Raw genomic sequence first — 24,260 nt, 5'->3', positions numbered from 1 at the left:
GGTCGGCGCCGACTGGCGTTTGCCAGTGGGCAGTTGTCGGCCGGGCGGTCCCGGCCCGCCGTGCCGTCGCACGCCGCCGCACGCGGGCTCCCTCCGGCTTCGGCACAGCCCCCAGCCACAGCCACAGCCCCAGCCCCAGCCCCAGCCCCAGCCCCAGCCCCAGCCCCAGCCCCAGCCCCAGCGGAAACGCCCCACGTGCCGGATCCGGAGTCCGGAACGTAGGGCTCTGGCTGATCGAGCGTCAAGGGAATCGGACCGTTTGATCGAAACTCCCGGCGTTCGATCACGGTGCATTAGGGTCGTGGGCCCGGGAGACCGGTCACCACACCGCGAGGGGACTGCCGCCGTGCGAGAGAGTGCTGCCGAACGTCACGACCGACTGCTGGAGCTGGTGCGCCGGCGCGGCTCGGCCCGGGTCTCCGACCTGGCGGGCCAGTTGGGCGTCTCCCCCGTGACCGTGCGCCGGGACGTGGAGGCGCTGGCCGTTCGGGGCCTGCTCGACCGGGTGCACGGCAAGGTCTCCTGGCCGCACCAGGAGGGCGCGCCCGGGGCACCAGCGCCGGGTGGCCCCGGCGGCCCCGGCGGCCCCGGCGGCCGCGAGCTGGTGCTCGGCATGATCGCGCCCACCGCCACGTACTACTTCGCCGAGGTCATCCGGGGTGCGCACGAGGCGGCGGCCGCTGCCGGGGCGCGGCTCATCCTGCGGATCTCGGACTACCGCCCGCAGGAGGACGCGGCCCGGGCGGCAGGGCTGCTGGCCGCCGGGGCGGAGGGCCTGCTGGTGGCCCCGGGCTGGAAGGAGCCGCACGACCCGGCCGAGCACGGGCGGTGGATCACCGAACTGCCCGTCCCCACCGTGCTCCTGGAGCGGCGCGGGGTACCCGGCGGGCCCCTGGACGACCTCGACCGGGTCTGCTCGGACCACGGGCACGGCGTGCTCCTCGCCGTACGCCATCTGACCGCGCTCGGGCACCGGGCACCGCTCCTGGTGGCGCGGGCCGACAGCCCCACGGCGCTGGCGGTGCGCGCCGGGTACCGCCAGGCACTGGCCGCGCTGGGGCTCACCGCGCCGCACCCGGTGATCGATTCGGTCCCGGCGGAGGCGGATCCGGCGGGGTTCGAGGCCTCGGTGCGGGCACTGCTCACGGCTGTACGCGCCGGAGAGGCGACGGCGGCCGTGGTCCACAACGACGTGGACGCGATCCGGATCGCCCAGCGGGCGGGCGAGTTGGGCGTACGGGTGCCCCAGGACCTGGCGCTGGTGGCCTACGACGACGAGGTGGCGGCGCTCGCGGACACCCCGCTGACGGCGGTGGCCCCGCCGAAACACGAGGTGGGGCGGTATGCGGCGCAGCTGCTGATCGAGCGGCTGCGCACCGCCGCCACGGAAGCCGGTGAGCAGCCGCGCCGCCATGTGGACCTGCTTCCCCGGTTGCGGGTGCGGTCCTCGTGCGGGGCGCCCAGCGAGGGCGCGCCCACCGTCCGTTTGGTGGTCTAGACCTCTCGCCCTCCCCGCCCCCCGATCGATCATTTTTCGATCATTCGAACTTTCGCTCTTGACTTCGGTCAGGACCGGCTCAAGGATCGCGGCCATCGCCTCGTCCCCTCGCGTTCAGGAGCCGTCCCGTGAGCCGCAGTTGGACCAGAACGACCGCCGCCGTCTCCGTCGTCACCGCCCTCGCCCTGCTGACCGGCTGCGGGGGCGATGACGACAGTTCCTCCGACGCGGGCAGGGGCACCGCCGACAAGCCCGTCACCCTGACCTTCTGGGCCTGGCAGAAGGGGTCGAAGGACGTCGTCGACGCCTTCAACGCCTCGCACAAGAACATCCGGGTCGACTTCGAGGAGATCCCGTCCGGCAACGCGGGCGGCTACGCCAAGATCTCCAACGCCGTGAAGGCGGGCAACGGCCCGGACCTGGTCGCCGTCGAGTACCCGATGCTCCCCGAGTTCGTCAGCCAGGGCGCGCTCCAGGACATCGGCCCGCACCTGACGGACGAGGTCAGGAAGAAGTTCCTGCCGCAGGCCGTCGACCTCACCACGCTGGGCGGCAAGAGCTGGGCCGTCCCGTTCGACGCGGCGCCCCAGACGTACTTCTACCGCAAGGACTTCTTCGAGAAGAACAGGATCGAGGTGCCCAGGACCTGGGCGGAGTTCCGCACCGCCGCCGAGAAGGCGAAGAAGGCCGACCCGAAGGCCCGGATCGCCACCTTCATGCCGGACGACCCGACCACCTTCGAGGCGATGGCCTGGCAGGCGGGCGCCCAGTGGTTCAAGGCCGAGGGCGACACCTGGAAGGTCAACACCTCGGACGCAGCCACCACCAAGGTCGCCGACTACTGGCAGGGGCTGATCGACGACAGGCTCGTACAGACGGCCGTGTCCTTCAGCCCCGAGTGGACGGCGGCGCTCAAGGACGGCTCCACCGTCGGCTACCTCGGCGCCTCCTGGGGCGCGGGCGTCCTCAAGTCGACCCTGCCCGACCAGAGCGGCAAGTGGGGCATCGCACCCGTGCCGACCTGGGACGGCAGGCCCGCGAGCGGCATGCTCGGCGGCTCCACCTGGGCGGTGACCAAGGGCAGCAGGAAGGCAGCGGCCGCCGTCGAGTTCGCCACCTGGATGTCAACCACCGAGGAGGGCGTCAGGGCGCGGATCGCCCCGGGCACGTCGAGCGCCTTCCCGGCCGACGTCGCCCTGCGCCCGGCCGCCAAGAAGGCCTTCGACGCCGGGTTCTACGGCGGGCAGGACATCTACCGCCTCTTCGACGAGGCGGGCGCCTCGATCAACCCGCGCTGGAGCTGGGGCCCGACCACCGGCACCACCAACACCACGCTGAAGGACCAGCTCGGCAAGGTCTCCGGCGGCTCGGTGACCGTCAGGGGCGCGGTGCGGGCGGCCCATGACGCCACCGTGGCCGAGCTGAAGAAGCGCGGGCTGAAGGTCGAGGGCTGACCGTGGCAGCGAAGGCCCGGACCTCCCGCCGCACGGGCGCCGCCGCGGGCGTCCTGCTCACCCCCTTCTTCGTCCTGTTCACTGCGGTGACGGTGGTGCCGATCGGTTACGCCGTCTGGCTGAGCCTGTTCACCGAGAAGCAGTCGGGGCTGGGGTTCGACGGCGCCGAGTCCGTCTTCAGCGGGCTCGACAACTACACCGCCGCCCTGGGCGACCGGGCCTTCCGCGACGGCTTCTGGATCCTGCTCGGCTACTGCGCCGTCTACATCCCTCTGATGGTCGGCGGCGCGCTCGCCCTCGCCCTGCTGCTCGACTCGGGCCTGGCCCGGGCCCGCCGCTTCTTCCAGCTGGCGCTCTTCCTGCCGCACGCCGTGCCCGGCATCATCGCCGCGCTGATCTGGGTGTACCTCTACACGCCCGGCCTCAGCCCGGTGGTGCGGGCCATGGACTCCGGCGGCATCGGATTCAGCTTCTTCTCGCCCGACGGCGCCCTCCCCTCCGTGGTCAACATCGCGCTGTGGGAGTGGCTCGGCTACAACATGGTGATCTTCTACGCGGCCCTCCAGGCCATCGACCGGTCCGTCCTGGAGGCGGCCACGGTGGACGGCGCCGGCGCCTGGCGCACCGCGTTCAGCATCAAGGTCCCGCTGGTCCGGGCCTCGTTGGGGATGGTCGCGCTGTTCACCGTCATCGGCTCGCTCCAGCTGTTCACCGAGCCGCTGATCCTCAACCAGGGATCCGGCTCGGCGGTCACCTCCACCTGGACGCCAAACATGTACGCCTACACCGCAGCCTTCGCCCGCAACGACTACGGCCTCGCCGCAGCCGCCGCCGTACTGCTCGCCCTCACCGCCGCGCTGCTCTCCTTCGCCGTCACCCGCCTCACCACCCGGAAGGGGGCGCGGGCATGACCTCCCCGGCCACCACCGGCTCCACCACGACACCCACCGGCGCCGAGCCCACCGCCCGTACGGCGAGCGACTCCCGTACAAGCGCCACCCGTAGAAGCACCAGCCGCACGAGCACTACCCGTACGAGCACCATCCGTACGAAAGCGACGCAGGCCGCCCCCAGCCGCTGGCTCTCCAAGGCGGCCGTCAACGGTGTGCTGCTGCTCTCCGCCCTCTACACGCTCTTCCCCCTCCTGTGGCTGGTCACCGCCGCCACCAAGGACACCGGCGGGCTGCTCACCGGCGACGCCCTCTCCTTCAAGGGCTTCGACCTCGGCCACAACCTCTCCGAGCTGGCGTCCTACAACGACGGCGTCTATCTGCGCTGGTACCTCAACTCCCTGCTGTACGCGGGCGGGGGCGCGCTGGTGTGTGCGCTGATCAGCGTCGCCGCCGGGTACGCCTTCGACAAGTACGACTTCCGGGGCAAGGAGAAGCTGTTCGCGGTGGTCCTGCTCGGTGTGCTGGTGCCGTCCACCGCGCTCGCGCTGCCGATGTATCTGCTCGCCAGCCGGGCCGGGCTGGTCAACACCTACTGGTCGGTACTGCTCCCCGTCCTGGTGAACCCCTTCGGGGTCTATCTCTCCCGGGTGTTCAGCGCCGCCCATATCCCCGACGAGGCGCTGGAGGCGGCCCGGATCGACGGGGCGAGCGAGCTGCGCGCCTTCTGGTCGATCGGGCTGCGGATGGTCATGCCCGGGTTCGTCACCGTGTTCCTCTTCCAGTTCACCGCGATCTGGAACAACTTCTTCCTCCCCCTGGTGATGCTCTCGGACCAGAAGCTCTTCCCGCTGAGCCTCGGTCTGTACGCGTGGAACTCCAACACCCACGCCGAGCCCTCGTTCTACCCCCTCGTCGTCACCGGCTCCCTGCTCGCCGTCCTCCCCCTCGTCGTCGCCTTCGTCGCGCTCCAGCGGCACTGGAAGGCGGGTCTCGCGGCGGGCAGCGTCAAGTGACCGGACGGACGCACAGCCGGTTACCCATGGACGACCGGTTACCCATGGACAACGCCCCCGTGAGGAGCCCGAGTTCCACCATGCACCACGCCACTGACAACCGCCCCGCCGTCCTCCTCGCCATGGGCCCCGGGATCGCCGAGCGGCTGCTGGCCGAGCGGCACCGCGCCCGCCTCGCCGCGCTGGCCAGGACCGACCCGTACCTCGTCGCCCATGAGCTGCTCACCCCCGAACCGGGCGTGGCGGCGGCGCTCGCCTCCGCCGAGGTGCTGCTGACCTGCTGGGGAGCGCCGCCGCTCACCGCCGAGGTGCTGGCCGCCGCCCCCCGGCTGCGGGCCGTCGTGCACGCGGCCGGGTCGGTGAAGCACCACATCACCGAGGCCTGCTGGGAGCGGGGCCTCGCGGTGGCCTCGGCGGCGGCGGCCAACGCGCTGCCGGTCGCCGAGTACACGCTGGCCGCGATCCTCCTCGCGGGCAAGCGCGTGCTGGCCTCGGCGCAGCGGTACGCGGAGCTGCGCGCCCCGCACGACTGGCTGCGCGAGGCGGACGGCACCGGCAACTACGACCGTACGGTCGGCCTGGTCGGCGCCTCCCGGATCGGCCGCCGGGTGATCGAGCTGCTGCGCCCCTTCGACCTCCGGGTGCTGCTGCACGACCCGTACGTCAATGCGGCCGAGGCGGCCCGGCTGGGTGTGGAGGCGGTCCCGCTGGACGAGCTGTGCGCCCGCAGCAGCGTCGTCTCCGTCCACGCGCCGCAGCTCCCAGCCACCGAGCGCATGATCGGCGCCCGGCAGCTGGCCGCGATGCCGGACGGGGCAACCTTGATCAACACCGCGCGCGGCTCCCTGGTGGACGGGCCCGCGCTGCTCGGCGAGCTGCTCTCCGGGCGGCTGCACGCCGTGCTCGATGTGACGGAGCCCGAACTCCCGCCCCGCGACAGCCCGTTGTACGACCTTCCCAACGTCCTGCTGACGCCGCACATCGCCGGTTCGCTCGGCAACGAGCTGCACCGGATGGCGGACCTGGCGCTGGACGAGGTGGAGCGGTTCGCGGCGGGGAAGCCGTTCGCGGACCCGGTCCGGGCGGCCTCCCTGCCCCACTCGGCATAAGACAAAACCACCTAAAATGGACGTGTTCCCATGCGGACCGCAGCCCAGGGAGACGCCATGAAATTCGCACAGATTATCGACTTCAAGACCGATCGGTACGACGACCTGGACCGGCTCATGGACCAGTGGGTCGAACAGACCAAGGGCAAGCGGACCGCCACCCGCGGTCTCATCGGCAAGGACCGATCCGACGGCTCGCACTTCGTCGAGGTCGTCGAATTCGCCTCCTACGACGAGGCCATGGCGAACTCCGACCTCCCGGAGACGAACCGTATCTTCGAGGAGATGGTGGCTCTCTGCGACGGCATGCCCACCTTCACCGACCTCGATGTGGTCCGGGACGAGCAGCTGAACGCCGCGATCGTCCGCCGGTTCTTCCACGAGATCGCCGTGGGCGGCAACCTCGACGCCATCGACGAGGTGTTCGCTGCCGACTACGTCGACCACGACATCATCAAGGACGAGCCGACCGTCTCCGGCGCCGGTGTCATCCGTGAGGACGTGTCCTCCTGGCGGGAGGCGTTCGAGTTCACCTTCTCGCTGGACCGGCAGATCTGCGAGGGCGACGACGTGGTCACGCTGTGGACCTGGACGGGCACCCACAAGGGCGACTTCATGGGCCTCGCCCCCACCGGCAAGGTCTGCACGATGACCGGCACCACCATCTTCCGCTGCAAGGACGGCAGGATCCAGGAAGGCTGGTGGCACGAGGACGCGCTGGGCCTGATGAAGCAGCTCGGCGCGCTGGACTGACCCCGGGCGGGGCGGGCACGGCGAAGGCCCCTGCTCCGCCGGTAGCGGCGGCACAGGGGCCTTCACACGTCGTACGGCATCAGCCGACGCGGGGCGTCAGCGTGTCACCACGTCAGTGGCTGTGGCCGTGACCGTGGCCGTGACCGGCCTCGGCCTCCTCCTCGGCCGGCTTCTCGACGACCAGGGTCTCGGTCGTGAGCAGCAGGGAGGCGATGGAGGCGGCGTTCTCCAGGGCGGAGCGCGTCACCTTGACCGGGTCGATGACGCCGGCCTTGACCAGGTCGCCGTACTCACCGGTGGCGGCGTTGAAGCCGTTGCCCTTGTCCAGCTCCGCCACCTTCGAGGTGATGACGTAGCCCTCGAGGCCGGCGTTCTCGGCGATCCAGCGCAGCGGCTCGACGGCGGCGCGCTTGACGACCGCGACACCCGTGGCCTCGTCGCCGGTCTTGTCGAGGTTGCCCTCCAGGACCTTGACGGCGTGGACGAGCGCGGAGCCACCACCGGAGACGATGCCCTCCTCGACCGCGGCGCGGGTCGCGGAGATGGCGTCCTCCAGACGGTGCTTCTTCTCCTTCAGCTCCACCTCGGTGGCGGCGCCGACCTTGATCACGCAGACGCCGCCGGCGAGCTTGGCGAGGCGCTCCTGGAGCTTCTCGCGGTCCCAGTCGGAGTCCGTGGACTCGATCTCGGCCTTGATCTGCGCGACGCGGCCGGCCACGTCCTCGCTGTTGCCGCCGCCGTCGACGATCGTGGTGTCGTCCTTGGTGACGGTCACGCGGCGGGCGGAGCCCAGCACGTCCAGACCGGCCTGGTCGAGCTTGAGGCCGACCTCCTCGGCGATGACGGTGGCACCGGTGAGGGTGGCCATGTCCTGGAGCATCGCCTTGCGGCGGTCGCCGAAGCCCGGGGCCTTGACGGCCACGGCGTTGAACGTGCCGCGGATCTTGTTGACGACGAGGGTGGAGAGGGCCTCGCCCTCGACGTCCTCGGCGATGATCAGGAGCGGCTTGGAGGCGCCGGCCTGGATGACCTTCTCCAGGAGCGGCAGCAGGTCCTGGATCGAGGAGATCTTGCCCTGGTTGATCAGGATGTACGGGTCGTCGAGGACGGCCTCCATACGCTCCTGGTCGGAGACCATGTACGGCGAGAGGTAGCCCTTGTCGAAGGCCATGCCCTCGGTGAACTCCAGCTCCAGGCCGAAGGTGTTGGACTCCTCGACGGTGATGACACCGTCCTTGCCGACCTTGTCCATCGCCTCGGCGATGAGCTCGCCGACCTGCTGGTCCTGCGCGGAGAGCGCGGCCACGGCGGCGATGTCCGACTTGTCGTCGATCGGACGCGCGGTGGCGAGCAGCTCCTCGGAGACGGCCTTGACGGCCGCGTCGATGCCCTTCTTCAGGGCGGCCGGGGAGGCGCCGGCGGCGACGTTGCGCAGACCCTCGCGGACCAGCGCCTGGGCCAGCACGGTGGCGGTGGTGGTGCCGTCACCCGCGATGTCGTTGGTCTTGGTCGCCACCTCCTTCACCAGCTGGGCGCCCAGGTTCTCGTACGGGTCGTCGAGCTCGACCTCGCGGGCGATGGTGACACCGTCGTTGGTGATGGTGGGGGCGCCGAACTTCTTGTCGATGACGACGTTGCGGCCCTTGGGGCCGATCGTCACCTTCACCGTGTCGGCAAGCTTGTTGACGCCGCGCTCAAGGGCGCGACGGGCGTCCTCGTCGAACTTCAGGATCTTCGCCATGGGAGCGGTTCAGCCCTCTCGGAAAACTCGGGATTACGAAGACTGCGCCCCTCGCCGCCCGGCTGTCAGCGGGGTGGCCAGGGGCGCAGTTGAGAAGCATTCGCTTCGAGATGAACTACTTCTCGATGATCGCGAGCACGTCGCGAGCCGAGAGGACGAGGTACTCCTCGCCGTTGTACTTCACCTCGGTGCCGCCGTACTTGCTGTAGAGCACGACGTCGCCGACGGAGACGTCGAGCTCGACGCGCTTGCCGTCCTCGATCCGGCCCGGACCCACGGCCAGGACGACGCCCTCCTGGGGCTTCTCCTTGGCGGTGTCCGGAATGACCAGGCCGGAGGCCGTGGTCTGCTCGGCGTCGAGCGGCTGGACCACGATGCGGTCCTCGAGCGGCTTGATGGCAACCTTGGAGCTGGCGGTCGTCACGATCCGGTCTCCCCCTTCGGAGATCTCACGGGGTTAACTGTCTGGGTGGCGACCAGGTGGATCCGTCGTCGCGGGTGCCGGACCTGCCCGTCGCTGTGTTGGCACTCTCCAGTGGGGAGTGCCAGAGCCGAGACTAGGACGGCGATTAGCACTCGGTCAAGCGGAGTGCCAAGCCGAGGGCCGTGGCGGCCGAAACCGGAGGGTCCCGTCGAGGGGCCGCACCGGCTCCCCCCTCCGACCTCCCGGCCCGCGCGCTCCGGCCTCCCGGCCCGCGCGCTGCGGCCGCCGGGCCCGCGCCGACGCCGAATTCACCCATCTGGTTCTTCCGCGCCCCTGTGGACTTCCCGACATGGCTTCTTCCGGAGGAACCTCGCCATCCGGACGAAAGGGTGCCTAAGGTCGGGCCGATGAGGACCATACGCGCGGGTGTCGGCGACCGGGCCGGTACGCAGGACGAGGGCCGGGGCCGCGACGACGCGGGCCCCGGGCGGGCGCTCGCCGCCGCCCGCCGCCGGACCGAGGCGCTGCTGCTCGCACTGGTGGTGCTCGTCACCGTGGGCGGCCACGCCTGTGTCTCGGCGGCGCTGACGGGCCAGGTCGCGCGCGCCACCGCCGAGTTCGCGGTGAGCATGACGCTGATCTCGCTGGCCGGGCATCTGACCGTACGCAGGTTCGCCGCGTACGCCGATCCGCTGATCCTGCCGCTGGCCGTCCTCCTGTCCGGGCTCGGCCTGGTGCTGCTCCACCGCCTCGACCCGGCGTACGCGAAGGCGTTCAAGTCGGCGCCCACCGCGTCGGGGCAGCTGGTGTGGACGGTCATCGGACTGACGGGCTGTCTGGTGACGGTGGCGCTGCTGCGCGACCACCGGCGCCTCACGCGCTACATGTACGTCTCGATGGCCGTGGCCCTGGTCCTGCTGATGGCGCCGACTTTCTTCGGGGCGGACACGTACGGCGCCAAGCGGTGGGTCTACCTCGGCCCTTTCTCGCTCCAGCCCGGCGAGTTCGTGAAGATCATCATCACGGTGTTCTTCGCGGGCTATCTGGTGGTCCACCGCGACTCGCTGGCGCTCACCGGCCGCAAGGTCCTGGGCGTCCGGCTGCCGCCCGGCCGCCAGATGGCGCCGCTGGTGGCGATCTGGGTGCTGAGCCTGCTGGTGCTCGTCCTCGAACGCGACCTGGGCACCTCGCTGATCTTCTTCGGGCTCTTCGTGGTGATGCTGTACGTGGCGACGGAGCGCACCAGCTGGGTGGTGTGCGGGGTGCTGATGGCGGCGGCCGGGGCGTACGTCGTCGGCTCGACCGAGCCGCACGTCAAGGGCCGGATCGTGGCCTGGCTGCACCCCTTCGACGTGTTCCTGCCACCGGAGAAACGCCCGCCGGGCCTGGTCTCCGACCAGCTGGCGCAGGGGCTCTTCAGCTTCGGCAGCGGCGGGATGACGGGGACGGGCCTGGGCGCGGGCCACCCCGAGCTGGTCGGCTTCGCGGGCCGCAGCGACTTCATCCTGACCACGGTCGGGGAGGAGCTGGGGATGGCCGGGGTGATGGCGGTGCTCCTGCTGTACGGGCTGCTGATCCAGCGGGGTCTGCGGACGGCCCTGGCGGCCCATGACGCGTTCGGCAAGCTGCTGGCCACGGGGCTGGCGGCGGCGCTGGCGCTTCAGGTGTTCGTGGTGGTGGGCGGGGTGACGGGCCTGATCCCCCTGACCGGCAAGGCGCTCCCGTTCCTGGCCAAGGGGGGATCGTCGCTGGTGGCGAACTGGGTGATGGTGGCACTGCTGATCCGGATCAGCGACGGGGCCTGGCGGCGGCGGGCGGGGTAGCTGCCGCCCGGCCTTTCTCCGCGGGCCGTCTGTGGCTGATCGCGCAGTTCCCCGCGCCCCTGAGCGGCCCGGTTTTTGTCCGCGGGTGCGCTGGGGCTGGTCGCGCCCGAGGTCTTTCAGGGGCGCGGGGAACCGCGCGGGCGACCCAGCACGGTCCGCAGACGAAGGAGGGGTCCCGGGGCGGAGCCCCGACGGGGGTACGGGGGCCGCAGGCCCCGCGCGGGGACGGGGCGGAGGAAACCGCCCCCGGGCCGGAGACCCGCGTCGCCGCCATCCGCCCCAGCCGCTCCAGCGGAGCCACCTGCTGCGCGCACCCCGCCCCCACCAGCCCCACCACCAGCGCACCGGCCGCCAGCAGACCGCTCAGCCGGCCGCCCGGCCGCCGGTGCGCGCGGCTCATACGTAGTCCTCCAGCCTGGCCACCGCGTACCCCTTGTCGGTGATGACCTTCATGACCTGCCGGATCATGTCGGGCATCGTGCCCTTCCAGTCCTCACGGCCCCGGAAGTGCGTCAGCACGATGTCGCCGGGGTGCAGATCGCGGTCCCACTCGCGCCACTCCATGTGGTCGGGGAACGCCTCCGCGGCCCACAGCGGCACCGCCTTGATCCCGCAGGACCGGGCCGCGCGCAGGGTGTCCTCGTTGTAGTTGCCGTACGGCGGGCGGAAGAGCCGGGGCCGCTTGCCCGACCACTTCTGGATCTTGTCCTGCTGGTCGCAGATCTCGTGGCGCTGCTCGTCGTAGGAGAGCGCGGGCATATAGCGGTGGTTGAGGGTGTGGTTGTTGAGCGTGACGCCCAGGCCCTGCATCCGCTTGAAGTACGGGTAGTCGGTGCGGACGAGGTAGTCGCTGAGGAACGCGCTGTAGGGGATGCGCAGCTCCCGCATCATCTTCAGCAGCTCGGGGTCCTTCTCGGCGCCGTCGTCGATGGTGAGGAAGACGATCCGCTGCTTGGTCGGGACGGTGGTGAAGACCGGCGGCAGGGAGTCGCCGCCGTCCGTCTCGAAGCCGGGCCGGTTGGTGATCTCCGGCTTGACGGCGGGCGGGGCGGGCGCGGCCAGCGGCACCTTGGCCAGTCTCCACTTCTTGGCGGCGGCGACCCGGGCGGCCTGCGCCTCCTTGAGCTGGGCGGAGTAGCCGGCCAGGGCGCGGGCGGCGTCGCTGTCGTACGCCTGCGGCCCGGCGGCGGCCTTGCTGCCGCGCCCCCCGGTGCGGGCGTCCTCGGCGGCGCACCCGCAGGCGAGCGCGGCGACGACGAGCCCGGTCAGCAGAACGAGCGGGGCTTTGGCCGGAACGCGTCTATTCTGTTCCTTTTGTCGTACAAGCTGCATGCCGCCGCATCCTGTCAGTGCGGAGCGGCCTCCCCGTGGCGACACCCGTCACCGGACGCGCGCCGTCCCCCACCTGGCCCACAATGGGGCGGGTGAACGACCTCGACACCTTCCGCGCCCTGCTCACCCCCGAGGGCACGGGCCTGCTGGACGCGCTCCGCGACTACGACCCGTCCCAGGAGCTGGCGGTGGCCACCCGGCTGCGCCGGACGTACGCCCCCGAGCTGGTCTCGGCGGCCCTGGCCCAGGCGCGGCTGCGGCAGCGCGCGGTCGCGAAGTTCGGCGCGGACGACGCGTACCGGATGTTCTTCACGCCCAACGGCGTCGAGCAGTCGACGCGCGCCTCGGTGGCCGCCCACCGCGCCCGCGTCTTCACCGCCCAGGGCGTACGGGGCGTGGCCGATCTGTGCTGCGGCATCGGCGGGGACGCGCTGGCGCTGGCCCGGGCGGGCATCCGCGTCCTCGCGGTGGACCGCGACGAGCTGACGGCGGAGGTCGCCCGCGCCAACGCGGCGGCGCTGGGGCTGGCCGGGCTGATCGAGGTGCGGTGCGCGGACGTGACGGACGTGGACACCTCGGGGTGGGACGCGGTGTTCGTCGACCCGGCGCGGCGCGGCGGCCGAGGCCGCGTCTTCGACCCCGAGGCGTACTCCCCTCCGCTGTCCTGGGCCGTCGGCGCCGCCCGGAAGGCCCCGTTCGCCGCGCTGAAGATCGCCCCCGGCATCCCGCACGAGTCGGTCCCGCCCGAGGCCGAGGCGGAGTGGATCTCGGACGGGGGCGATGTGAAGGAGGCCGTGCTCTGGTTCGGCGGCGCGCACGCCCCCCGGCACCCCCGCACGCCGGGCACAGTTCGCGCCACCCTCCTCCCCGCCGGGGCCACCCTCTGGACCTCGGCCCCGCTGCCGCCCCCGCCGGTGGGCCCGGTGGGCCGCTATCTGTACGAGCCGGACGGCGCCGTCATCCGCGCCCATCTGGTGGCCGAGATCGTCGCGGCCTGCGACGGCCGCCTGATCGACGAGACCATCGCGTACGTGACGAACGACGAGCCGTTCGACTCCCCCTTCACCACCGCGTACGAGATCACCGACGAACTCCCCTTCAACATGAAGAAGCTCAAGGCCCTGCTGCGCGAACGCGAAGTCGGCGTCCTCACGGTCAAGAAGCGCGGCTCGGCGGTCGAACCGGAAGAACTCCGCCGCAAGATGAAGCTCCAGGGCCGCGCCTCGGCAACGGTGTTCCTGACCCGGGTGGCGGGGGCGCCGACGATGCTCATCGGCCGTCCGGTGACACCGGCGTAGCCGTCCTCACCCCAGCCGCGCCCGCGCCCGGACCGGCCGGCTACGCCAGGTCCGTGAGCTCCTCGGCGAACACCTGGGACAGCGGCTGCGGCCCCACGTACTGCTGGCAGTTGCACTGGCCGGGCTCGAAGCGGAGCGGGTGCTTGGACTCGTCCCAGGCGACCGGGACCTCCACCCGCTCATGACACTTGCCCTGCTTGTCATGCTTGGCGAGGTGGTGGGTACAGCCGCAGACGGGCTCCGGGGGGCGGTGGGCCGCCTCCAGGGCGAGGCGCTCCTGCCGGGCCGCCTCCAGCCGTTCCAGCCTGCGCTCGTGGCGGGTGCGCAGGGCCGTGCGGCCCGTGTCGGCCGCCCAGCCGAAGCCTCCCATCCAGAAGACTATGAGGACCCACCAATACCATTCCATTGCTGCCGCCTTCCCCCCTGAAACCGTGCGACGTGCGTACGCGCGTTCAGGATAGGCGCGTGGCGGGCCGGAGCCGTAGGGCCCAGCGGCGGTGGGACAGCGCCTTGTTGACGGCGATCAGCCCCATCAGCCAGCACACCAGGCCGAGGCCCATCCCCAGGGCCACCACACCGTAGGTGTCGTCGCCCGGCCGCGCCCCCGCCGGGACCGTCACGCACACGAACAGGCCGACCGCGCACATCAGCCCGCCCGGCAGCAGCCACGCCAGGCTCAGGCGGGGGGCCCGCAGACCGATGTCGGCGGCCGAGTCGCTGTCCAACTCAGCCCATTGGCAGAGGAGTTGGCGGGTGCGCGCGTCCTTGCGCAGACCCGCCGCGATCGCCACCGCCGTCGGCGCCACCGCGCCCAGCCCGATCACCAGGCAGATCATCCCGAACAGCAGCGACAGCACGTCCAGCGACTCGGTGAAGGCGATGAGCGCCGTCCCCACGAACGCCCACCCCGTGGCGAGCAGCACCGCCCAGCCCCAGTGCGCCGCGATCCGCGCCGGTCCCAACTGCCGTGCCACCAGGTCGTTCAGGACGGCCGCACGGTCCGCGAGCAGGGCGTTCCGGTCCGGCCAGGTACGGATCCCGACCGGGGGCGGGGGCGGCGGCAGGGGCGTGCGGGATGGCATGCGCATGAGGTTACCGGCGCGGCGGAGTCCGCTTGCCGAACGCCCGCGCGCGCCCGCAGCCGTACGCACCCTTCGGTAAGTACGCACTAAAAAGTCGGTACTTGTCGGCGCCCGGCCCGTCGCCCGAGACTCGGAACGACGGCGAATCCGCCCTCTCACCCCCTTTTTCCAAGGAGCAGTCCGCCATGAGTTCCGTTTCCGTCGTCGGCCTCGGCGCCATGGGCAGCGCCCTCGCCGACGCCCTCCTCGCCGCCGGGCACACCACCACCGTCTGGAACCGCACTCCCGCCAAGGCCGAGCCGCTCGTGGAGCGCGGGGCGCTGCGGGCCGCGACCGTCACCGACGCCGCCACGGCCGGCGAGGTGGTGGTTTTCTGCGTCCTCGGGTACGCCGATGTGCACGCCCTCGTGGACACCGCCGGGGCCGCCCTGAGCGGGCGCGTCGTCGTGAACCTCACCAACGGGTCACCCCAGGAGGCCCGTGAACTCGCCGTCAAGGTACGGGCGTTGGGCGCCGACTACCTCGACGGCGGCATCATGGCCGTCCCGCCGATGATCGGCAGCCCGCAGGCCCTGGTGCTCTACAGCGGCTCCACCGCCTCCTTCGAGGCCCACCGCGAGGTGCTCCAGGTGTTCGGCCGTGCCGTGTACCTCGGCGACGACCCGGGGCAGGCGCCGCTGCACGACCTGGCGCTGCTGACCGGCATGTACGGGATGTTCGCCGGCTTCCTCCAGTCGGCGGCGCTGGTGCGCTCGGCGGGCGCGGACGTGGAGGGGTTCACCACCACGCTGCTCGTGCCGTGGCTCGCGGCCATGGCCGGCGGGCTGCCCCAGATGGCGGCCGAGGCCGCCGAGGGCGCGTACCCGGCGGCCGGGTCCAACCTCGCCATGCAGGCCGCCGCCGTCGACACGCTCGCCGGACTCGGCCGCGCCCAGGGGGTGAGCACCGAGCTGCTGGCGCCGCTGTTCGCGCTGATGCGGCGCCGCGTCGAGGACGGGCACGGCGAGGAGGGCCTGGCCGGTCTGGTGGAGCTGCTGCACCGCGGCTGACCCTCGCCGGGCCCCCGGTCTCAGCTCCCCTCGTACGCCTTCCGCAGCCCCGCCACGTCCAGCTTCTTCATCTTCATCATGGCGCCCACCGCGCGGTCCACGCCCGCCCGGTCCTCGCTCGACAGGATCTCCCGCAGCGCGCGCGGGACGATCTGCCAGGACAGGCCGTACTTGTCCTTCAGCCAGCCGCACGGCCCCTCCTCGCCGCCGTCGGCGGTCAGCTTGGCCCAGAGGTCGTCGACCTCCTCCTGGGACGCGCAGTCCACGGAGAGCGAGATGGACTCGTTGAAGGAGAAGTCCTGCTTGCCGCCGTTGAGCGCCGTGTAGTGCTGGCCGGCCAGGACGAAGTCGACGGTCATGACCCGGCCGGCCTGGTCGGGGAACGTCTCCGTGTACCGCGTGGTCTCGACGATCCGCGAGTCCCCGCCGAAGACGGAGACATAGAACCCGGCGGCCTCCTCGGCCTGGTCGTCGAACCACAGGAACGTCGTGATCTTCTGTGCGGACATGGGCGCTGCCTCCCTCTCGGCCGGGCCGTCCGGCGGGTACCGGCGGCTCAGGAAGGTAGACCGGGGCGCCCCGCGAAACTCATCGGCCGTCCCCGGGAAAACCCACGAAAAACCCGGCCCCGGCCCCGGCCCCGTGACCCCGGCCCTGCGGCCTCAGCCCTCCGCCCGTGCCCGCAGCAGCTCCCGCTCGCGCTCGTTGCGCGTCAGCTCCGCCGCGCGGGCGAACTCCGCGCGCGCCTCCTCCGTACGCCCGAGGCGTTCAAGCAGGTCGCCCCGGACGCTCGGCAGCAGGTGGTAGCCGCGCAGCGCCGGGTCGGCGGCGAGCGCGTCCACGAGCGCCAGGCCCGCCCCGGGGCCCTCGGCCATCGCCACCGCGACCGCCCGGTTCAGCTCCACCACCGGGGAGGGCGCGAGTGCCGCGAGCCGCCGGTAGAGCGCGGCGATCGCCGCCCAGTCGGTCTCCTCGTACGAGGCGGCCCGGGCATGGCAGGCGGCGATGGCGGCCTGGAGCGCGTACGGGCCCGGGGCGCCGCCGAGTTCGCCCGCGCGGGTCAGGGCCGCGAAGCCGCGCCGGATCAGCAGCCGGTTCCAGCGCGAGCGGTTCTGGTCGGGGAGCAGCACGGGGGCGCCGGTCGCGTCCGTGCGGGTGTTCGTCCGGGAGGCCTGGATCTCCAGGAGCGCGGCCAGCGCGTGCGCCTCGGGCTCCTCGGGCATCAGCGCGGCCAGCACCCGCGCCAGCCGCAGCGCGTCCTCGCACAGCGCCGGGCGGACCAGGTCGTCGCCGGCCGTCGCCGAGTACCCCTCGTTGAAGACCAGGTAGATGACCTCCAGGACGGAGGCGAGCCGGGCCGCCCGCTCCGGGCCGACCGGCACCTCGAACGGCACCCCCGCCTTGGCGAGGGACCGCTTGGCGCGGGAGATCCGCTGGGCGACGGCCGACTCCCGGGCGAGGAAGGCGCGGGCGATCTCGTCGGTCGTCAGTCCGCCCAGCAGCCGCAGCGTCAGCGCGATCCGCGCCTCGGTGGAGAGCACCGGGTGGCAGGCGGTGAAGATCAGCCGGAGCAGGTCGTCGTCGATGGTGTCCGGCTCCTCGGCGGCCGCGAACTCCGGCTCCGCCACCGCCTCGTCGAGGTCCCGGCCGATCTCGGCGAGCTTGCGCGCGTACGTCTCGCGGCGGCGCACCAGGTCGACGGCGCGGTGCCTGGCGGTGGCCGTGAGCCAGGCGCCCGGGTTGTCCGGGACCCCTGTCTCCGGCCACCGCTCCAGGGCGGCCACCAGCGCGTCCTGCGCCAGCTCCTCGGCGATGCCGACGTCCCGCACGATCCGGGTGACGGCGGCGATGACGCGCGGGGACTCGATCCGGAAGACGGCCTCGACGGCGTCCTTTTCTGTGCTCACGGGCAGTCATGAGAGCACCCGCGCGGCCCGTCGGCAATCGCCGGCCTCCCCGAGCCCGTCCGAGCACACCCGCAGGAGCGCTCAGCCCTCGAAGATCTCGCGGATCTCGGAGGTGACCGTCCAGTGCTCCTCGTGGATCGTCAGGAACCGCTTGGCCCACTCGATCGCCTCGGCCATGTCCTTGCACTGCATCAGCGCGTAGCCGCCGACGACCTCCTTGGACTCGGTGAAGGGACCGTCGGTCGTCGAGAGCTTCCCGCCCGACCAGGTGACCCTGGTGCCCTGGGCGGTGGGGGTGAGCCCGGCGGTGTCCAGCAGGACCCCGGCCTTGGTCATCTCCTCGATCAGGGCGCCCATCCGCTGCATCAGCTCGGCGCTGGGGCCCTCGGCGGGGGCGTCGGCCTCGTTCACGCGGACCATCGACAGGTAGCGCGGCATGGTGTTCTCCTCGGTACGTCCGGACGGTGGTCCGGAGGGTGGCTGCGGGGCCGTTCCCCGCCTCTCACCTCTACGTCGAACGGCCGGACCCGGTTTCGACACGACCCGAGGATTTTTCCCGAAAGTTTTTTCCGGCCCCCTCCAGAAGCCGGTCGAGGGGGCGTCGCAGCCCGCCCGTCGCCTCCCGGGGCCAGGGCCTCGAACGCGGTCCTAGACGTAGTCCTCCAGGCGCGCCACCGCGAAGCCCTGCTCCTGGATGTGGCGGAGCATGTTCGCCGTCATCTCGGTCATCGTGTGGCCCTTGAGCTCGCTCCTGCCCCGGAAGTGGGCCAGGATGATGTCGCCGGGGTGCAGCTTCTTGTCGCCGCGCTGGTACTGCATGTTCTGGATCTGCATCGACTCGCGCCACAGGACGATCGCCTGGACCCCGCACGCCTTGGCCGCCGCCCGCGTGCCCTCGTTCCAGTTGCCGTACGGCGGCCGGAAGAGCCGGGGCGCCTTGCCGTACTCCTTGGCCAGCTTCTCCTGCTGGCCGCATATCTGGTGCTGCTGCTGGGAGCCGGACTCGGTCCGCATGTTGGGGTGGGTCAGGGTGTGGTTCTGGATGGCGTTGCCGAGCTGCTGGAGCGGCTTGAAGTAGCCCTTGTCGCTGCTGATCGCCGCGTCGGTGAGGAACATCGTGAAGGGGATCCTCAGCTCGCGCATCATCTCGACGAACTTGGGGTCCTTCTCGGCCCCGTCGTCGAAGGTCACGAAGACGACCTTCTCCTTGGTGGGGATGTCGCTGATCACCGGGACCTCGCCCGGCTTCCCCCGCACCGGCTTGGTCGCGGGCGGCGCCGGGGCCTCGGGCAGCGGCTTCAGCCCCCACTTGCGGTACGCGGCGGCGCCCGCCACCGCGTCCTGGGCGCCCTGGGCCGGGGCGGAGGGCGGCGCGGAGGGCTTCGCCGCCGTACCGCTGCTCCTGGCGGCGCCGCCGGAGCCGCCGTCCGACGACGAGCAGCCCGTGGCCAGCAGCACCCCGGTCAGAACCAGTCCCGCCGCTGCCGCGCTCTTCTTACCCACTGTGAACCAACCGTCCGAACTGCCGACCGATACGCCCTCTGCGTACAGATCGATGCAGAATTCAGGCCGGAGGTTCCACTCCGCGTGACTCGAAGCGCCAGCGGTGCACCGCCCGGGTCACCAACTCCCCGTCCGGCTCCGGCAGTTCGGGCAGCTCCGCGTCGTACGCCGCGTCCCACCAGGTGATCACGAGCACCCGGTCCTGGGGCGCCGCGAAGTCCTCGCGGCGCACGGGGGCGTACGGCAGGGCCTGGGCGCGGGCCCAGGCGAGCAGCTCCTCGCCGCGGCCCTCGGCCGCCCGCGCCTCCCACATCAGGGCGACGGTCATCCGTACAGGTTCTCCTTGCTGATCTCGTGCACGTGGTCGTGGTCGTGCGCGTGGCCCTGGGTGCCGGGCACATGAGGGTCCGTCACCGGCAGCGAGGAGTCCGCCGACAGGTCCAGGTCCGAGGCGGGCCGGTTGCGCGCCACCATCTCGGCGCCGAGCGCCGCCACCATGGCCCCGTTGTCCGTGCACAGCCCGGGGCGCGGCACCCGCAGCCGGATGCCCGCCTTCTCGCAGCGCTCCTGGGCGAGCGCGCGCAGCCGCGAGTTGGCCGCGACGCCGCCGCCGATCATCAAGTGGTCCACGCCCTCGTCCTTGCAGGCCCGGACGGCCTTGCGGGTCAGGACGTCGACCACGGCCTCCTGGAAGGAGGCGGCCACGTCGCGTACGGGCACCTCCTCGCCCGCGTTGCGCTTGGCCTCGATCCAGCGGGCCACGGCGGTCTTCAGCCCCGAGAAGGAGAAGTCGTACGCCGGGTCGCGCGAGCCGCTCAGTCCGCGCGGGAACGCGATCGCCGCCGGGTCGCCCTCCTTGGCGAGCCGGTCGATCACCGGGCCGCCGGGGAAGCCGAGGTCGAGGACGCGCGCGATCTTGTCGAAGGCCTCGCCCGCCGCGTCGTCGATCGTCTGGCCCATCGGGCGGACGTCCGCGGTGATGTCCGGCGCGAGCAGCAGCGAGGAGTGGCCGCCGCTGACCAGCAGCGCCATCGTGGGCTCGGGCAGCGGCCCGTGCTCCAGCTGGTCCACGCAGATGTGCGAGGCCAGGTGGTTCACCCCGTACAGCGGCTTGTTCAGGGCGTACGCGTAGGCCTTGGCGGCCGAGACGCCGACGAGCAGCGCGCCCGCCAGGCCCGGCCCGGCGGTCACCGCGATGCCGTCGAGGTCGCGCGCGGAGATCCCGGCCGTCTTCAGGGCGCGCTCGATGGTCGGGACCATCGCCTCCAGGTGCGCGCGCGAGGCGATCTCGGGCACCACGCCGCCGAACCGGGCGTGGGTGTCCACGCTGGACGCGACGGCGTCGGCGAGCAGCGTCGTGCCGCGCACGATGCCGACGCCGGTCTCGTCGCAGGAGGTCTCGATGCCGAGTACCAGCGGTTCGTCAGCCATCAGTCAGTCTCTTCTGTTTCTCGGTCGTGTTCCTGGACGATCAGGCGCATCACGAGCGCGTCGACGTTGCCCGGCTGGTAGTAGCCCCGCCGGAATCCGATGGGCTCGAAGCCGAAGCGCTCGTAGAGCTTCTGGGCCCGTGTGTTGTCCACCCGCACCTCGAGCAGGACCTCGTCGCACTCGAAGGCGGTGGCGTGCTTGAGCAGGTCGGTCAGCAGGCGGGCGCCCAGGCCCGTGCCCCACTGGTCGCGGGCCGCGGCGATGGTCTGGACGTCGCCGAGGCCGCCGGCGGCCGCGAGGCCCGCGTAGCCGACCAGCCGGCCCGACGCGTCCTCGGCCACCACATAGCGGCGGGTGGCACCGGGCCCCCTGGCGTGCGCGAGCTCCGACCAGAACATCCCCGCCGACCAGGCGTCCTCGGGGAAGAGGTCGTGTTCGAGCGCGAGCACCGGTTCTATGTCCCACCAGCGCATCTCGCGGAGCGCCACGCTCACTGCGGGGTGACCACCTTGTAGTTCTTGGGGACCTGCGCGTCCGGGCGGCGCAGATAGAGCGGGGTGGGCGGCAGGAACGCGGCGCCCGCCGCGAGCCGCTCGGCCGCCAGCGAGGCCAGCGCCGCCGCCGACTGGTGCTCGGGCCCGCGCGCGTCCGGGAAGGACTCGGGGTAGAGCAGCGCGCCCGCGCCGACCACCGGCAGCCCGGCGACCTGCTCGGCGATCTCGGCGGGCCGGTCCACGGAGGGCTCGCCGGCGCGGGTGCGGAAGTCGTCGTAGCGGGCCCAGTAGACCTCTTTGCGGCGGGCGTCGGTGGCCACCGCGAACGGCCCCTCGATGCCGGAGGCGTAGGCGAGGCCGTCGAGCGTGCACAGGCCGTGGACGGGCACGCCGAGCACCGAGCCGAAGGTCGCGGCCGTCACCAGGCCGACGCGCAGTCCGGTGTACGGGCCGGGGCCGACCCCGACGACCAGGTCGGTGACGGCGTCGAGCGTGAGCCCGGCGTCCGCGAGCACCTGGTGGACGGCGGGCAGCAGCAGCTCCCCGTGGCGGCGGGCGTCCACCCGGCTGGTCTCGGCGACGACGTCCGTGCCGTCGTGCAGGGCGACGGTCACGGCGGGAGTGGCGGTATCAACGGCGAGCAAGAGCACGCGAACAGCCTACGGCCACGGCGCCGGGGGCACGGCGTCCCGCCCCGGCCGCCCCCGGCTGCTACCGTCAGCCGCAGATATGACCGCAGGCTTGTACGCCTTGCGGCCGGTACGTACGAAAGGGGCGAGCCAGGTGGCAAGGAGCAGCTCGGGATTTGTGGCCGGGCTCACCGCGGCGGCGCTCGCGGTGGTCGGCTTCCTCGCCTATCAGGCGTCGGCGAACGCCCCCTCCAAAGCCGATCTGGCGGCTCCCGGCACCACGGTCTCGCCCGCCCCGAGTTCCTCGACGGCGGTGCCGCCCAAGGGCACGACGCCGTCGAAGAACGTGACGGCGCTGCCGCAGAACTCCGGGGTCGGCCCGCGCGTCGTCTACTCGCTGAGCGCCAAGCGCGTATGGCTGGTGGGCACCAAGACGCTCAAGGGCCTGCCGCCCAGGACCTTCGAGGTCATGCCGTCCACGGTCAGCCCCAAGCCCGGCAACTACGCGGTGACCTCGCGGGCCGCGTCCGTGCCCGGCTCGGACGGCGTGCCGATCGAGCACGTGGTGCGGTTCGCCACCGTGGACTCGGTGACCATCGGATTCAGCGCGGCGGTCAACGGCAAGCTGGCCAGCCCCGACCCGAACAAGCGCACCGGCGGCATCCGGATGAAGCGCGAGGACGGCAACGCGCTGTGGGCCTTCGCCACCATCGGCTCGAAGATCGTCGTGGTGCAGTAGCGCGCCCTGCGGAGCCCCTCGACGTACCGCGAGAAACACCCGAAAGAGTGATGCGGGTCAGGCGGCGTCGCGGCGGGTGCCGCTCTCCCCGGCCGGCTCGGGCGACTCGGCGGGGTCCGGCTCGGTCCGCTTCGGCGGCGTCGAGACGGCGTTCGCCGCCGCGCAGGAGGCCAGCAGCTCGCTCATGGACACACCCTGCGTACGCCGCGGCTGCGCTTCGCGCTCCGACACGGTCATGGCGGCCTCCCGGCTCCTGGAGAAGGCGTGGTTAGGTAGACCTAACCAGGTCTCTCCTCCCATGTGACCACGCCCGGCGGGACCCGCGCAACATTTTGCCGACGGCTTGTCGGAACGTACGTCTCCCACGCGCCCCGCCCGGCCCCCGGCGGCTACAGGGAGTCGATCCCGGCTCCCGACCACCGGGTGCCCAGACCGGTCACGGTCACCACCCGGCGGTCGTCGTCCGTCTCGCCGACCACCCGGTCGATGACCACGTGCAGCCGGTCGTCGGAGAGCTCCTCGACCTTGCCGTCGCCCCACTCCACGACCACCACGGACTCCGGCAGCGAGACGTCGAGGTCCAGGTCCTCCATCTCGTCCAGACCGCCGCCGAGCCGGTACGCGTCCACGTGCACCAGCGCCGGGCCGCCGGTCAGCGAGGGGTGCACCCGGGCGATCACGAAGGTCGGGGAGGTCACCGCGCCGCGCACGCCGAGGCCCTCGCCGAGGCCGCGCGCCAGCGTCGTCTTGCCCGCGCCCAGCTCGCCGGTGAGCAGGACGAGGTCGCCCGGGCGGAGCAGTTTGGCGATCTTGCGGCCCAACTCCTGCATCTCGGCGGGCGAGTCGAGGGTGAGCCGGGTCATGGCCTCAGTGGCCTGGCTGTGCGGTGCTTCCATACGTGCCAACGTTAGTCGCCTCCGGCACCGCCCCGACCCGCGCCAGCAGGTCCGCCAGCCGGTCGGTGACCGTCTCGGGGTGCTCCAGCATCACCAGGTGCCCGCCGTCGGGGACGATGACCAGCTCGGCGTCGGGCAGCAGGTCCGCGATGGACTCGCTGTGCGAGCTGGGGGTGACCAGGTCGCGGTCGCCCGCCAGGACGAGGGCGGGGACCTCGGCGAAGATCTGGAGCGCCGCCTCCTTGTCGTGGTCGTCGAAGGCCGGGTAGAACTCCGCCACCACGTCGATCGGCGTCCCCTCGATCATCCGCTCGGCGAACCGGACCACGGCCGGGTCCACGTCCTTGGAGGAGAACGAGTAGCGCTTGATCATCCCGGCGAAGAGGTCGGCGGTGGCCCGCCGGCCGCGCTCCACCAGCTCCGCCTGCGAGCCGAGCGCCCGGAGCACCCCGGGCAGGATGCGACGCACCGCGTTGACCCCCGCCACCGGGAGGCCGTAGCTGACCTCGCCCAGCCGGCCCGAGGAGGTGCCGACGAAGGCGACCCCGACGACCCGGTCGCGGATCAGCTCCGGGTACTGGTCGGCGAGCGCCATCACGGTCATCCCGCCCATCGAGTGCCCCACGAGCACCAGCGGCCCCTCGGGCGCGGCCGCGTCCAGGACGGCCTTGAGGTCGCGGCCCAGCTGGTCGATGGTGAGGGGCCTGCCCTGCGCCTGCGCCTCGCCGCGCGCCGAACGGCCGTGGCTGCGCTGGTCCCAGTGGACGGTGCGCACCACCCCGCGCAGCGCGGCCCGCTGGAAGTGCCAGGCGTCCTGGCTCAGACAGAAGCCGTGCGAGAAGACCACGGTGACCGGCGCGGGCGCCTTGCGGCCGAACAGCCGCCGCTTGCGCGCCCCGTTGGCCTTGGCGGACGGCTCGGCCTCGTCGCACTCGTAGTACAGCTCGGTGCCGTCGTCGGCGTAGGCGCGCCCCGGTGTGCCGCGCAGCGCGCCGTACGGCCCCGCCGCGTCCAGCGCCAGCCGGGCCCGCCTGCGCATACCGCGTCCCACGGTGAGCCGCTCGACCGCGACCCCGGCGGCGGCCCCGGCCGCGACCACGCCTATCGCGGCGCCGGCCAGCCCCGCCCGGCGCCAGCTGCCCACGGCCTGCACCGCGTCCCCCGTGCTGGTCTCGCTCACCGTGCCGCTCCT

The 24,260-nt window shown here is 72.2% G+C and carries 26 protein-coding genes; 10 read left to right on the top strand and 16 right to left on the bottom strand.

The genetic code is table 11. From position 1 onward, the window contains the following. Positions 1-346: 346 nt before the first annotated feature. From ABD236_RS19320 to ABD236_RS19295, 6 genes are all read left to right on the top strand, one after another. Complete coding sequence (locus tag ABD236_RS19320) at positions 347-1,498, top strand: substrate-binding domain-containing protein (RefSeq protein WP_344075009.1); 1,152 nt, start codon at positions 347-349, stop codon at positions 1,496-1,498. Positions 1,499-1,626: 128 nt separating this feature from the next. Next, on the top strand, positions 1,627-2,952 hold the full coding sequence (locus tag ABD236_RS19315) for an ABC transporter substrate-binding protein (protein WP_344075008.1): 1,326 nt from the start codon (positions 1,627-1,629) through the stop codon (positions 2,950-2,952). A 2-nt stretch (positions 2,953-2,954) separates the two neighbouring features. After that, positions 2,955-3,863: a carbohydrate ABC transporter permease gene (locus tag ABD236_RS19310; protein WP_344075007.1), complete on the top strand. Its 909-nt coding sequence runs from the start codon at positions 2,955-2,957 to the stop codon at positions 3,861-3,863. Then, on the top strand, positions 3,860-4,858 hold the full coding sequence (locus ABD236_RS19305; protein ID WP_344075006.1) for a carbohydrate ABC transporter permease: 999 nt from the start codon (positions 3,860-3,862) through the stop codon (positions 4,856-4,858). The genes ABD236_RS19310 and ABD236_RS19305 overlap by 4 nt, the downstream gene beginning before the upstream one ends. A gap of 80 nt (positions 4,859-4,938) precedes the next feature. After that, positions 4,939-5,967, top strand: a complete 1,029-nt coding sequence (locus ABD236_RS19300; RefSeq protein WP_344075005.1) for a hydroxyacid dehydrogenase — start codon at positions 4,939-4,941, stop codon at positions 5,965-5,967. A 57-nt stretch (positions 5,968-6,024) separates the two neighbouring features. Continuing rightward, complete coding sequence (locus ABD236_RS19295; protein WP_344075004.1) at positions 6,025-6,720, top strand: ester cyclase; 696 nt, start codon at positions 6,025-6,027, stop codon at positions 6,718-6,720. 112 nt (positions 6,721-6,832) lie between these two features. Here the strand turns inward: ABD236_RS19295 and groL are convergent, their stop codons facing one another. Both groL and groES read right to left on the bottom strand, forming a co-directional pair. Continuing rightward, positions 6,833-8,461: a chaperonin GroEL gene (gene groL / locus ABD236_RS19290; protein WP_344075002.1), complete on the bottom strand. Its 1,629-nt coding sequence runs from the start codon at positions 8,459-8,461 to the stop codon at positions 6,833-6,835. Positions 8,462-8,576: 115 nt separating this feature from the next. Next, positions 8,577-8,885: a co-chaperone GroES gene (gene groES / locus ABD236_RS19285; protein WP_344075001.1), complete on the bottom strand. Its 309-nt coding sequence runs from the start codon at positions 8,883-8,885 to the stop codon at positions 8,577-8,579. 407 nt (positions 8,886-9,292) lie between these two features. Here groES and ABD236_RS19280 point away from each other — a divergent pair, with 407 nt between their 5' ends. Further along, complete coding sequence (locus tag ABD236_RS19280; RefSeq protein WP_344075000.1) at positions 9,293-10,708, top strand: FtsW/RodA/SpoVE family cell cycle protein; 1,416 nt, start codon at positions 9,293-9,295, stop codon at positions 10,706-10,708. 396 nt (positions 10,709-11,104) lie between these two features. Here ABD236_RS19280 and ABD236_RS19275 read toward each other — a convergent pair whose 3' ends face one another. Beyond that, on the bottom strand, positions 11,105-12,040 hold the full coding sequence (locus tag ABD236_RS19275) for a polysaccharide deacetylase family protein (RefSeq protein ID WP_344074999.1): 936 nt from the start codon (positions 12,038-12,040) through the stop codon (positions 11,105-11,107). 92 nt (positions 12,041-12,132) lie between these two features. Between ABD236_RS19275 and ABD236_RS19270 the strand changes: the two genes are divergently transcribed. After that, positions 12,133-13,338 carry a class I SAM-dependent methyltransferase gene (locus ABD236_RS19270; protein WP_344074998.1) on the top strand — a complete coding sequence of 402 codons (1,206 nt, stop codon included), beginning with the start codon at positions 12,133-12,135 and terminating at the stop codon, positions 13,336-13,338. Positions 13,339-13,378: 40 nt separating this feature from the next. Here the strand turns inward: ABD236_RS19270 and ABD236_RS19265 are convergent, their stop codons facing one another. Both ABD236_RS19265 and ABD236_RS19260 read right to left on the bottom strand, forming a co-directional pair. Continuing rightward, on the bottom strand, positions 13,379-13,744 hold the full coding sequence (locus tag ABD236_RS19265; protein WP_344074997.1) for a hypothetical protein: 366 nt from the start codon (positions 13,742-13,744) through the stop codon (positions 13,379-13,381). A 46-nt stretch (positions 13,745-13,790) separates the two neighbouring features. Further along, the gene (locus tag ABD236_RS19260; protein WP_344074996.1) at positions 13,791-14,420 is read right to left on the bottom strand and encodes a hypothetical protein; all 630 of its coding nucleotides are present in this window, start codon (positions 14,418-14,420) and stop codon (positions 13,791-13,793) included. A 185-nt stretch (positions 14,421-14,605) separates the two neighbouring features. Here ABD236_RS19260 and ABD236_RS19255 point away from each other — a divergent pair, with 185 nt between their 5' ends. After that, complete coding sequence (locus ABD236_RS19255; protein ID WP_344074995.1) at positions 14,606-15,469, top strand: NAD(P)-dependent oxidoreductase; 864 nt, start codon at positions 14,606-14,608, stop codon at positions 15,467-15,469. A 20-nt stretch (positions 15,470-15,489) separates the two neighbouring features. Here the strand turns inward: ABD236_RS19255 and ABD236_RS19250 are convergent, their stop codons facing one another. The 8 genes from ABD236_RS19250 to tsaB form a co-directional block, all read right to left on the bottom strand. Continuing rightward, positions 15,490-15,978, bottom strand: coding sequence for a VOC family protein (locus ABD236_RS19250; RefSeq protein WP_344074994.1), 489 nt, complete (start codon positions 15,976-15,978; stop codon positions 15,490-15,492). 153 nt (positions 15,979-16,131) lie between these two features. Further along, entirely contained in the window at positions 16,132-17,376 is a 1,245-nt protein-coding gene (locus ABD236_RS19245; protein ID WP_425543904.1) for an RNA polymerase sigma factor, read from the bottom strand. A gap of 81 nt (positions 17,377-17,457) precedes the next feature. Next, a complete protein-coding gene (locus tag ABD236_RS19240; protein ID WP_344074992.1) occupies positions 17,458-17,814 on the bottom strand; it encodes a YciI family protein in 357 nt (118 codons plus the stop codon). Between the two features lie 210 nt (positions 17,815-18,024). Beyond that, the gene (locus tag ABD236_RS19235; RefSeq protein ID WP_344074991.1) at positions 18,025-18,879 is read right to left on the bottom strand and encodes a polysaccharide deacetylase family protein; all 855 of its coding nucleotides are present in this window, start codon (positions 18,877-18,879) and stop codon (positions 18,025-18,027) included. A 61-nt stretch (positions 18,880-18,940) separates the two neighbouring features. Beyond that, positions 18,941-19,207 (bottom strand): hypothetical protein, encoded by a 267-nt coding sequence (locus tag ABD236_RS19230; protein WP_344074990.1) that lies wholly within the window; start codon positions 19,205-19,207, stop codon positions 18,941-18,943. Then, on the bottom strand, positions 19,204-20,310 hold the full coding sequence (tsaD, locus tag ABD236_RS19225; RefSeq protein WP_344074989.1) for a tRNA (adenosine(37)-N6)-threonylcarbamoyltransferase complex transferase subunit TsaD: 1,107 nt from the start codon (positions 20,308-20,310) through the stop codon (positions 19,204-19,206). The genes ABD236_RS19230 and tsaD overlap by 4 nt, the downstream gene beginning before the upstream one ends. Next, positions 20,310-20,783 carry a ribosomal protein S18-alanine N-acetyltransferase gene (gene rimI / locus ABD236_RS19220; RefSeq protein ID WP_344075066.1) on the bottom strand — a complete coding sequence of 158 codons (474 nt, stop codon included), beginning with the start codon at positions 20,781-20,783 and terminating at the stop codon, positions 20,310-20,312. The genes tsaD and rimI overlap by 1 nt, the downstream gene beginning before the upstream one ends. 17 nt (positions 20,784-20,800) lie before the next feature. Then, entirely contained in the window at positions 20,801-21,454 is a 654-nt protein-coding gene (tsaB, locus tag ABD236_RS19215) for a tRNA (adenosine(37)-N6)-threonylcarbamoyltransferase complex dimerization subunit type 1 TsaB (RefSeq protein ID WP_344074988.1), read from the bottom strand. A 133-nt stretch (positions 21,455-21,587) separates the two neighbouring features. Between tsaB and ABD236_RS19210 the strand changes: the two genes are divergently transcribed. Further along, positions 21,588-22,172 (top strand): hypothetical protein, encoded by a 585-nt coding sequence (locus ABD236_RS19210; RefSeq protein WP_344074986.1) that lies wholly within the window; start codon positions 21,588-21,590, stop codon positions 22,170-22,172. 57 nt (positions 22,173-22,229) lie between these two features. Here the strand turns inward: ABD236_RS19210 and ABD236_RS19205 are convergent, their stop codons facing one another. From ABD236_RS19205 to ABD236_RS19195, 3 genes are all read right to left on the bottom strand, one after another. Next, positions 22,230-22,358, bottom strand: coding sequence for a hypothetical protein (locus ABD236_RS19205; RefSeq protein WP_344074985.1), 129 nt, complete (start codon positions 22,356-22,358; stop codon positions 22,230-22,232). Positions 22,359-22,561: 203 nt separating this feature from the next. Beyond that, positions 22,562-23,068, bottom strand: coding sequence for a tRNA (adenosine(37)-N6)-threonylcarbamoyltransferase complex ATPase subunit type 1 TsaE (tsaE, locus tag ABD236_RS19200; protein WP_344074984.1), 507 nt, complete (start codon positions 23,066-23,068; stop codon positions 22,562-22,564). Next, on the bottom strand, positions 23,040-24,248 hold the full coding sequence (locus ABD236_RS19195; protein ID WP_344074983.1) for an alpha/beta fold hydrolase: 1,209 nt from the start codon (positions 24,246-24,248) through the stop codon (positions 23,040-23,042). The genes tsaE and ABD236_RS19195 overlap by 29 nt, the downstream gene beginning before the upstream one ends. Positions 24,249-24,260 lie beyond the last annotated feature (12 nt).

The organism is Streptomyces crystallinus (genome assembly GCF_039521265.1).
In the GTDB taxonomy this organism is placed as follows: domain Bacteria; phylum Actinomycetota; class Actinomycetes; order Streptomycetales; family Streptomycetaceae; genus Streptomyces; species Streptomyces crystallinus.
The sequence above is the reverse complement of the archived record's forward strand: the minus strand, read 5'-3'. Positions and strand labels throughout refer to the sequence as shown.